This is a genomic window from Alistipes muris (assembly GCF_943193205.1).
Lineage (GTDB): Bacteria > Bacteroidota > Bacteroidia > Bacteroidales > Rikenellaceae > Alistipes > Alistipes muris.
In genome coordinates this window covers 64,398-73,378 of record NZ_CALPDD010000012.1, presented here as the reverse complement: position 1 = coordinate 73,378, position 8,981 = coordinate 64,398, and the positions used below count along the sequence as shown (strand labels likewise).

Annotated in this window: 7 protein-coding genes; 4 read left to right on the top strand and 3 right to left on the bottom strand. The window is 58.6% G+C overall.

Features of this window, described 5'->3' with window-relative positions:
• Positions 1-348: 348 nt before the first annotated feature.
• The 3 genes from NFR47_RS07565 to NFR47_RS07555 are packed head-to-tail and all read right to left on the bottom strand — an operon-like array spanning position 349 to position 3,156.
• On the bottom strand, positions 349-1,263 hold the full coding sequence (locus tag NFR47_RS07565; RefSeq protein WP_251214964.1) for an AraC family transcriptional regulator: 915 nt from the start codon (positions 1,261-1,263) through the stop codon (positions 349-351).
• A gap of 14 nt (positions 1,264-1,277) precedes the next feature.
• Positions 1,278-2,144 carry a YegS/Rv2252/BmrU family lipid kinase gene (locus NFR47_RS07560; protein ID WP_251214963.1) on the bottom strand — a complete coding sequence of 289 codons (867 nt, stop codon included), beginning with the start codon at positions 2,142-2,144 and terminating at the stop codon, positions 1,278-1,280.
• A 7-nt stretch (positions 2,145-2,151) separates the two neighbouring features.
• Positions 2,152-3,156 (bottom strand): FAD:protein FMN transferase, encoded by a 1,005-nt coding sequence (locus NFR47_RS07555; RefSeq protein ID WP_251214962.1) that lies wholly within the window; start codon positions 3,154-3,156, stop codon positions 2,152-2,154.
• Between the two features lie 190 nt (positions 3,157-3,346).
• Here NFR47_RS07555 and rpsO point away from each other — a divergent pair, with 190 nt between their 5' ends.
• The 4 genes from rpsO to deoC all read left to right on the top strand — a co-directional run bounded on the left by rpsO (position 3,347) and on the right by deoC (position 8,909).
• Positions 3,347-3,619: a 30S ribosomal protein S15 gene (gene rpsO / locus NFR47_RS07550; protein ID WP_019151684.1), complete on the top strand. Its 273-nt coding sequence runs from the start codon at positions 3,347-3,349 to the stop codon at positions 3,617-3,619.
• 95 nt (positions 3,620-3,714) lie between these two features.
• The gene (pnp, locus tag NFR47_RS07545) at positions 3,715-5,913 is read left to right on the top strand and encodes a polyribonucleotide nucleotidyltransferase (protein WP_251214961.1); all 2,199 of its coding nucleotides are present in this window, start codon (positions 3,715-3,717) and stop codon (positions 5,911-5,913) included.
• A gap of 239 nt (positions 5,914-6,152) precedes the next feature.
• Entirely contained in the window at positions 6,153-7,871 is a 1,719-nt protein-coding gene (locus NFR47_RS07540; protein ID WP_251214968.1) for a hypothetical protein, read from the top strand.
• Positions 7,872-8,030: 159 nt separating this feature from the next.
• Complete coding sequence (gene deoC, locus NFR47_RS07535) at positions 8,031-8,909, top strand: deoxyribose-phosphate aldolase (RefSeq protein WP_251214960.1); 879 nt, start codon at positions 8,031-8,033, stop codon at positions 8,907-8,909.
• The last annotated feature ends 72 nt before the right edge of the window (positions 8,910-8,981 follow it).

Sequence of the window (8,981 nt, the reverse complement as noted above, 5' to 3'; positions counted from 1 at the left end):
CGTCAAGGCTCCCGACTCACGGGCGCGGTAGCCCGCAGCAGGCGCTGAAGCAATCGCTCGGATGAATGACAGAAAAACGAATAATGAATAGTTAATAAGGAATAATTGACAAAGACATGAAAAAGCAATTATTCACTATTCATTGTTAATTATTCATTAACCCAAGTTTTCTGCCAGACTGGAATGAATGACTGGCGGCGGCTCCATAACGTACCGTTCCGCCACCAGCGGATTGCTGAATCTGCGTGGCCACGCTGGCAGCACCCTTTCGACGAACCGAAACGTCAAGGCGAAAAAAGTGCTTGAATGAGCCGTAACCCATGCCACTCCGGGCCAAAGCTGCCTTGCTTAACCCCGCCTCTTGTAACGCGAAGGCGAAGTACCGGTATGTTGCTTGAAATACTTGCCGAAGAAGGACTGGGTCGAGAAATTGAGGTGGTAGGCGATTTCCTGGATGCTCATGCCGGAATATTTCAGCAAGGTCTTGGCTTCGAGGATGACCGATTCGTCGATCCACCTTGCGGCGGTCTTGCCGCTGACCTCCTTGACCGCGGCCGAGAGGTATTTGGGCGTGATGTTGAGCTGCCGGGCGTAGAAACTGACGTTGCGCTGGCTTTTGTGGTGCGCCTCCAACAGCTTCATGAACTCGCTGAAAAGCACCTCGCAGCGCCCCTGCTTCTGCCCGCCGTGCTCCTCGCGCTGGTTGATGTCGATAATCAGATAGAACGCCGTGGTGAACAGCGACCGGATGATCTCGTGGCGGTAACGCTCCTTGTCGCTGAGCAGCATGGACTTGACAAGCCGGAACACCTGCCGGATTTCGGCGACGTCCTGCTGCGAAACCTGCAGCACGGGATTCTTGCCGAAACGCATGTAGACGGGCAGCGACGCCGAGAGGTCGATTTGGATTTCGTTGACGAACGACTTGGAAAAAGCGAGCACGAACGCCGCGGCGTTGGCCGAACACTTGACCGTGCGGATGATGCTGCCGGGGTTGAAGAAGACAATCGAATTGGGCCGCACGACGTGGTTCTTCATGTCGATGGAGACGGTCGCTTCGCCCGCCATCATGACGACGACCGAAAAACCGTCGATGGTCACGGGATACTGGGCCGTGGTGTTGTGCTGGGCGTCCAGCGAAGTAATCACCAGGTCGTCCGAAAGATAGGAAACGTCGGCCATCTCCTTCTTGATGCGCGAAATCGAAACCTTCTTCAGATTCTCGCGCGCGGCCGCGGACTTGTATTTGACACTCTGTGGCATGGTCGGAATGACGGTTAGTTATCGTTGGCGCACATGACCTGCAGCCCGCCGGGCAGGCACTCGATATGGAGCGGAAACCCGGCCCCTTTCTGCCCGTCGACGTCGGTAGGCTCGTTGAGAGCAGACCGGATGTCGAGCTGCCGGGCCTGCAACTGACGGATGATGCGGGGCCTGCCGCCCAACAGATAGCGAATCATCGCCTCGGTCGAACGGATGACGTTCTTCTTTTCGAGCATCAGGCAATCGAACAGCCCGTCGCGCACCGACGAATTGCGCGCCAGGCGGAACCCTCCGGCAGTCTCTCCGTTGAAAACCAGCACGATAAGCGAATCGAGGTCGAAAGCCTCGCCGTCGGCCACCACTTCGAGCGGCACGGCGTGCATCGACCGGAACTCCTTGACCCCCTCGATCAGATAGGCCAGCTTGCCGATGAGGTGCTTGCTGGTGTTGGAGGTGTGCTGCGAGGTGGTGGTGAAGATGCCGAACGAAAGCACGTTGACGAAATACTGGTTGTTGACGCGTCCGCAGTCGACCCGGTCGACGCGCCCGAACGCAATCTGCCGCGCCGCTTCGAGCGGCCTGTCGGACATGCCGAGCGCCTTGGCGAAGTCGTTGGCCGTACCGGCCGGGATGATGCCGACGGGGATGTCCAGCCCTTTCTGCTTCATGGCGTTGACCACGAAATTGACCGTCCCGTCGCCGCCCGCGACCACCATCAGGTCGATCTGCTCGCGGCCGTCGAACGGATTGGCACCGAAGTCGATGGGTACGGGCAGAATGTCGTAGCCCCCCTCGCGGAAAACGTCGCAGACCCGCTCGACGTTGCGCCGGATACGGCCTCTGCCGGACTGGGCGTTGTAAAGGAACACGGCACTTTTCATGGCTTGCTCAATTCATTATCAGTTCCTGCATGGCAGGAGAAACATACTCTTCGTAACCGTCGTCGCCCGCCAGGATGAAATAAACCCGGACCCCGGGCATCGACTGCGCAACGGCGAGCGCATCGTCGGCCCCCATTGCCAGGAACATGGTCCCGAGCGCATCGGCTTCGGCGCAGGTCGGAGCGGCCGCCGTGACCGACAGCAGCCGCGACACGGCGCTGCGGCCCGTCTGCGGGTCGATGGTATGGGCCACCTTGCGGCCCTGCCTGTCGATATAGAACCGCCGATAATTGCCCGACGTAGCCAGTCCGCCGTCGGTCATCCGCACGCGCTTCTGGACATATTCGCCGTCGGTCATGTTGCCGTCGAACGGAGTTTCGACCCCGATTCGCCACGGCCTGCCCTGCCGGTTGGCCCCCTTGCAGCGCACCTCGCCGCCGATGTCGACCAGGTAATTCTGCGCCCCGAACCGCTCGACCAGCCCGGCCAGCAAATCGACCGTATACCCTTTGGCCACCGAATTGAAATCCAGCTGCACGCGCGGGTCGGACTTGAACAGCCGGCCGTCGCGAACAGCCACCTTTTCACGCCCGACGAACTCCAACAGCGAATCGAGGTTCGGCTCGCGCGCAGGCTCCTTGCCGGCAAAACCCCATGCCTCGACCAACGGCTTGACGGTGACGTCGTAACGGCCGCTACTTAAAGCGCCGATGCTGTCGGCGAGCCAGAGACAATAAGCTATATGGCGGTCGACGCTGTCGGTCTCGTTGCGGTTCAGCCGGCTGAGCAGCGAACCCTCGTCGAAAATCGACATCGACGCCTTGGCCTCGCGGTCGAGCTCCATGACAGCGGCATACAACTCCTGCTTACCGACTCCCTCGACGTCGGCCACAACCCGCAGCGAAGTCCCCAACATGACCCCCTCGACGACCGTGTAATCCTTGCGGAGCGAACACCCCGCGGCCGCCAGACAGACCGCGGCGACGGCACACGCCATATACCCTTTCAGCATAAAATTCATACTTTTATACCGCAAAAATACGATTTTCCCGGGAGATACGCCCTTTTTATTGCAAATAAGCAATAATTCTTCATTTTTAATTTTTAATTATCAATTTATTCGTACCTTTGCCGAACGCTCTGGCGTGATTCCGGTAAGGGGAATGCGTCGTAGAGTGGAACTTAAATAACTCAACACACAAATGGCTTATTTAACCGCAGAAAAAAAGCAGGAGCTTTTCGGCCAGTACGGCAAGTCCAACACCGACACGGGTTCTCCCGAGAGCCAGATCGCGCTGTTCTCGTACCGTATCAGCCACCTTACGAACCACCTCAAGAGCAACAAGCACGACTTCGGCACCCAGCGCGCACTGCTGCGCCTGGTAGGTAAGCGCCGCCAGTTGCTGGAATACCTCAAGGAGGTCGACATCGAGCGCTACCGCGCCATCGTCAAGACGCTCAACCTCCGCAAGTAATCCGCGAGGAAGAAATGAGGGCAATCTCCCACAAAGGGATTGCCTTCATTTTCGTAAAAACGAACAACAACAAGTACTATAGGTCAAAAAATTTTATGGAAGAAAAGAAGCTGTACAATGCAGTCCGCAAGATCATCACGCTGGCCGACGGACGCCAGATCGAGATCGAAACGGGCAAGCTGGCCAAGCAGGCCGACGGCTCGGTAGTCGTCAAGATGGGCGACACGATGCTGCTGGGTACTGTCGTAGCGGCCAAAGACGCCAAACCCGACACCGACTTCATGCCCCTGCAAGTCGAATACAAGGAGAAATACGCCTCGTGCGGCCGCTATCCGGGCGGCTTCATGAAACGCGAAGGCAAGGCCAACGACGCGGAGGTGCTCACGGCACGTCTGATCGACCGTGCCCTGCGCCCGCTGTTCCCCTCGGACTACCACGCCGAAGTTTACGTCACGGTGAACCTGATTTCGGCGGACAAGGATATTCAACCCGATGCGCTGGCCGGACTGGCCGCATCGGCCGCACTGGCCGTGTCGGACATTCCGTTCGGCGGCCCGATTTCGGAAGTGCGCGTCGTACGCAAGAACGGCCAGTACGCCATCAACCCCGGATTCTCGGAGATGGCCGAATGCGACCTGGACATCATGGTCGGCGGTACGATCGACAACATTCTGATGGTCGAGGGCGAGATGAAGGAGGTTTCGGAGGAAGTGATGCTCGGAGCCATCAAGTTCGCCCACGAAGAGATCAAGAAACACTGCGCCGTCCAAATCGAACTGGCCAAGGAACTGGGCAAGGATGTGAAACGCACCTACTGCCACGAAGTCAACGACGAAGAACTGCGCCAGACTATCATCCGCGAACTCTACGACAAGGCCTACGCCATCGCCACGAGCGGCACGATGAAACACGAACGCAGCGACATGTTCGATGCGCTGGAAGCCGAATTCGCCTCGCGCTACACCGAGGAGGAACTGGTGGAGAAAGCCCCGCTGATTCACAAGTACTTCCACGACGACGTGCAGAAGAAGGCCATGCGCAACATGATTCTCGACGAGGGCAAGCGCCTGGACGGCCGCCGCACGGACGAAATCCGCCCCATCTGGTGCGAAGTGGGCTACCTGCCCGCCGCCCACGGCTCGGCGATTTTCACCCGCGGCGAAACGCAGTCGCTGACGACCGTGACGCTCGGTACGAAACTTGATGAGAAAGTCAAGGACGAAGTACTGGTACAGGGCACCGAACAATTCGTACTGCACTACAATTTCCCGCCTTTCTCGACGGGCGAAGCCAAGGCCGCACGCGGTCTGAGCCGCCGCGAAATCGGCCACGGACACTTGGCATGGCGCGCGCTGAAGCCGATGATACCGCTGGGCGAGGAGAACCCCTACGCCGTGCGCGTGGTATCGGACATCCTGGAATCGAACGGCTCGTCGTCGATGGCGACCGTCTGCGCCGGCACGCTGGCGCTGATGGATGCGGGTGTGAAAATCAAGAAACCCGTGTCGGGTATCGCCATGGGTCTGATTTCGGATTCGGCGAGCGGCAAATGGGCCGTGCTGTCGGACATCCTGGGCGACGAAGACCACCTGGGCGACATGGACTTCAAGGTGACGGGTACCCGCGACGGTATCACCGCCACGCAGATGGACATCAAGGTCGACGGTCTGTCGTACGAAGTACTGGCCGCGGCGCTGGAGCAGGCACGCAAGGGCCGCATGCACATCCTTGACAAGATTACGGAGTGCATAGCCGAACCTCGCGCCGACTACCGCCCGTTCGTACCGCGCATCGTACAGATTACCATCCCGCAGGATATGATCGGCGCCGTCATCGGCCCGGGCGGCAAGGTGATCCAGGACATTCAGAAGACCACCGGCACGACCATCACCATCACCGAAGTGGACCAGAAAGGCATCGTGGACATCTTCGGCATCGACAAAGCCGCGCTGGACGGCGCTCTGGCCCGCATCAAAGCCATCGTAGCGGTGCCGGAAGTAGGCGAAACCTACCACGGCAAAATCCGCTCCATCGTAGCGTTCGGCGCATTCGTCGAAATCATGCCGGGCAAGGACGCCCTGCTCCACATCTCGGAAATCGACTACAAACGCTTCGAGACGATGGACGAAACGGGTCTGAAAGAAGGCGACGAAATCGACGTGAAACTCATCGGTGTGGACGCCAAGACCGGAAAACTGAAACTTTCGCGCAAAGCGCTTCTCCCCAAACCGGAGGGCTATGTGGAACGCGAACGCCGCCCCCGTCCGGAACGTCGGGGCCACAAAGAGGAGTAATCCGGTGAGAGGATGATATTTCGGGCCGAAAATTTTTCGCAAAAACGGCCCGAAATATTGCACAATCGCCGAGAGTTTCCTATATTTGCCCTGTCTGCTCCCCTGCGGCATCCTGTTTGAGGGAGAGGCGAAGAGGAAAAAGCAGGCATGACGCCTGCGAAAAGGAAACCCGGCGACGGAACCGAACGAGGCAAACAACAAAATAAACACATTAAATTTCTATCGAGATGAAAAACTTCATGAAATTGAGCGTCGTGCTCGTAGCCGGCGCGCTGGCTTTCTCGAGCTGCAACTGCTTCAAGAAGATGGCCAAGAACCGCGACGAGGTGAACCTGACCGTCAATCCGGAGGTGCTGACGCTGAACAACGGCTTCGTAGCCGCCGACATCAACGTGACGTTCCCCGAAAGCTATTTCAATAAGAAAGCCGTTGTCAAAGTTACGCCCGTCATCGTATTCGAGGGCGGCGAAGTGGCCGGCACGCCCAAGTTCTACCAGGGCTCGAGCGTAGACGAAAACTACACGGTCGTAGCCAACAACGGCGGCAGCTTCACGCAGCACGTAGAATTCCCCTACGATCCCCGCATGGACCAGTGCGCCCTCCAGCTCCGCGCCGAAATCAAGTGCGCGAGCGGCGGCTGCAAGGAATTCACGCTGGTCAACCTGAACGACGGCTCGATCGCCACCAAGGAACAGATGGAAGTGCTCGCCGGCAACGACGAGGCTGCCAAGGCCGCGCTGGCCAAGGAATTCGGTCTGACCGTAGCCTATGGTCTGAACACCCTGCAGAAGGACATCAAGTACGGCGACATCATGGAGCCGATGGCCAACAACTACAAGCGTGTGACCACCGTAGTGGACAAGACCGACCTGCTCTACGCCATCAACTCGTCGGTTGTGACGAAGAAGAACGAGCGCAAGGCCGACCTCGGCAACTTCAAGGACAATGTCGACAAGAACCTGCACAACGACCGCGCTACGCAGAACATCGCCATCAAAGGCTACGCTTCGCCCGACGGTCCGGAGAAGTTCAACGACAAGCTCTCGAAAGCCCGCAGCGAATCGGGTAAGAAAGTGGTTGCCAAACTGCTGAAGAACTCGGGTCTGGAAATAGACGCCGCAGCCTACGGTGAGGACTGGGCAGGCTTCAAGGAGCTGGTCGAGAAGTCGGACATCAAGGACAAGAACCTGATTCTCCAGGTACTGAGCCTCTACAACTCGCCCGCACAGCGCGAGAGCGAAATCAAGAACATGACCTCGGTGTTCAACGAACTGAAGAGCGACATTCTTCCCGAACTGCGCCGCTCGCAGATCGTCAACAGCACCGACATCCAGGGCAAGACCGACGCCGAAATCATGGCCGCCTACCGCAACGGTGACGACCTGACCGTCGAGGAATACCTCTACGCTGCCGAGACGCTGGCCAACGGTGCCAACGAGCAGGTTTCGATCCTCGCAACCGCCGCCAAGAAGTACAACGACGCACGCGTATACAACAACCTCGGCGTCGCTCAGACCAAGGCCGGTCAGAAAGCCTCGGCGCTGAAGTCGTTCGAGAAAGCCGCTTCGCTGGATTCGTCGAAGGAGCTCAACAAGAACCTCCTGCTGTCGAACCTGGCCAACGGCCGCACCGCAGAAGCCAAGAAGTACGCTCAGTCGGCCGACGCCGAGAGCAAGGCTGCTCTGGCTGCCGCACAGGGCGACTACAAGACGGCCGCCAACTCGCTTGAGGGCTACAACGCTGCCGTTGCTTCGGTGATGAACAACGACCTGGCCGCCGCCAAGAAAGCCATCGCCAAGGACAACTCGGCCGACGCCGACTACCTGCGCGCCGTCATCGCAGTGAAAGAGGGCGACCTGAACACTGCCGACGCACAGCTCAAGAGCGCCGTGTCGAAGAACCCGGCACTCGCCGACAAGGCCGCCAAGGACATCAATCTGAAAGCGCTGCGGAAATAATTTCCCTGCCGACCATGAAAAAAGCGCCCGGACATGCGACCCGGGCGCTTTTTTTGCAGGCATGCCGCATGCGGAAAATCAATTATTTTTTCCTACATTTGCACTATCCGGACCATGCCGGCAGCCGTTTTCAAGAACAAACCAACGAACCGCATACCTATGGAATACGCAAACCAGCTCAGCGAATACGCCCCCGCGCAAAGCGCGGCGGAAGTCGAAGAACGCGTGGCGCAGATACGCAAGCTCGCCGAACGCAACCACAACGCCGAAGTCTACAAATTCTGCTACTCGGCCATCGACATCACGACCCTGTCGTGCAACGATTCGGTGACCTCCGTGACGGAATTCGCCCGCAAGACCGCCGAGTTCTACGGCAAATATCCCCATATCCCCAACGTGGCGTCGATCTGCATCTACCCTTCGTTCGTAGAGACCGTGGGGCTGGCCATCGACGGCACGCCGATGCGCATCACGTCGGTCGCCGGAGGGTTCCCCGCGGCACAGACGTTCCTCGAAGTCAAGGCGCTTGAAGTCGCCATGGCCATCGAGAACGGAGCCGACGAAATCGACATCGTGCTCAACGTGGGCCGGATGCTCACGGGCGAATACAACGAAGCGGCCAACGAAGTGGAGGTCATCCGCTCGGAGATGGACCGCGACGTGGTGCTGAAAGTCATCATCGAATCGGGCGCGCTCAAAACCCCCGAACTCATCCGCAAGGCGTCGGTTCTCTCGATGCTGGCGGGCGCCGACTTCATCAAGACCTCGACCGGAAAAATCGACGTGGCCGCGACGCCCGAAGCCGCGGTCGTGATGTGCGAAGCTATCCGCGACTTCTACAACAAGACCGGACGCAAGGTCGGCTTCAAGGCCGCAGGCGGCGTCCGCACGGCCGAAGATGCGGCGCTCTACTACACCATCGTCGAGGAAATCCTGGGCAAGGAGTGGCTCACGACCGAATTGTTCCGCATCGGCGCTTCGTCGGCCGCGAACAACCTGCTGTCGGCCATCGAGGGCAAGGAAATCAAATATTATTAATAGTCCCCCGCCCCTGCAAGCTCAAAGGCGGTCCCCGGATGCTGGGGACCGCCTTTTTACGAAACGCAGCAA

What these genes read in the sequence shown, in the direction of transcription:
- NFR47_RS07565 (WP_251214964.1), bottom strand. Translation starts at nt 1,263, where the DNA reads ATGCCACAGAGTGTCAAATACAAGTCCGCGGCCGCGCGCGAGAATCTG.
- NFR47_RS07560 (WP_251214963.1), bottom strand. Translation starts at nt 2,144, where the DNA reads ATGAAAAGTGCCGTGTTCCTTTACAACGCCCAGTCCGGCAGAGGCCGT.
- NFR47_RS07555 (WP_251214962.1), bottom strand. Translation starts at nt 3,156, where the DNA reads ATGCTGAAAGGGTATATGGCGTGTGCCGTCGCCGCGGTCTGTCTGGCG.
- rpsO (WP_019151684.1), top strand. Translation starts at nt 3,347, where the DNA reads ATGGCTTATTTAACCGCAGAAAAAAAGCAGGAGCTTTTCGGCCAGTAC.
- pnp (WP_251214961.1), top strand. Translation starts at nt 3,715, where the DNA reads ATGGAAGAAAAGAAGCTGTACAATGCAGTCCGCAAGATCATCACGCTG.
- NFR47_RS07540 (WP_251214968.1), top strand. Translation starts at nt 6,153, where the DNA reads ATGAAATTGAGCGTCGTGCTCGTAGCCGGCGCGCTGGCTTTCTCGAGC.
- deoC (WP_251214960.1), top strand. Translation starts at nt 8,031, where the DNA reads ATGGAATACGCAAACCAGCTCAGCGAATACGCCCCCGCGCAAAGCGCG.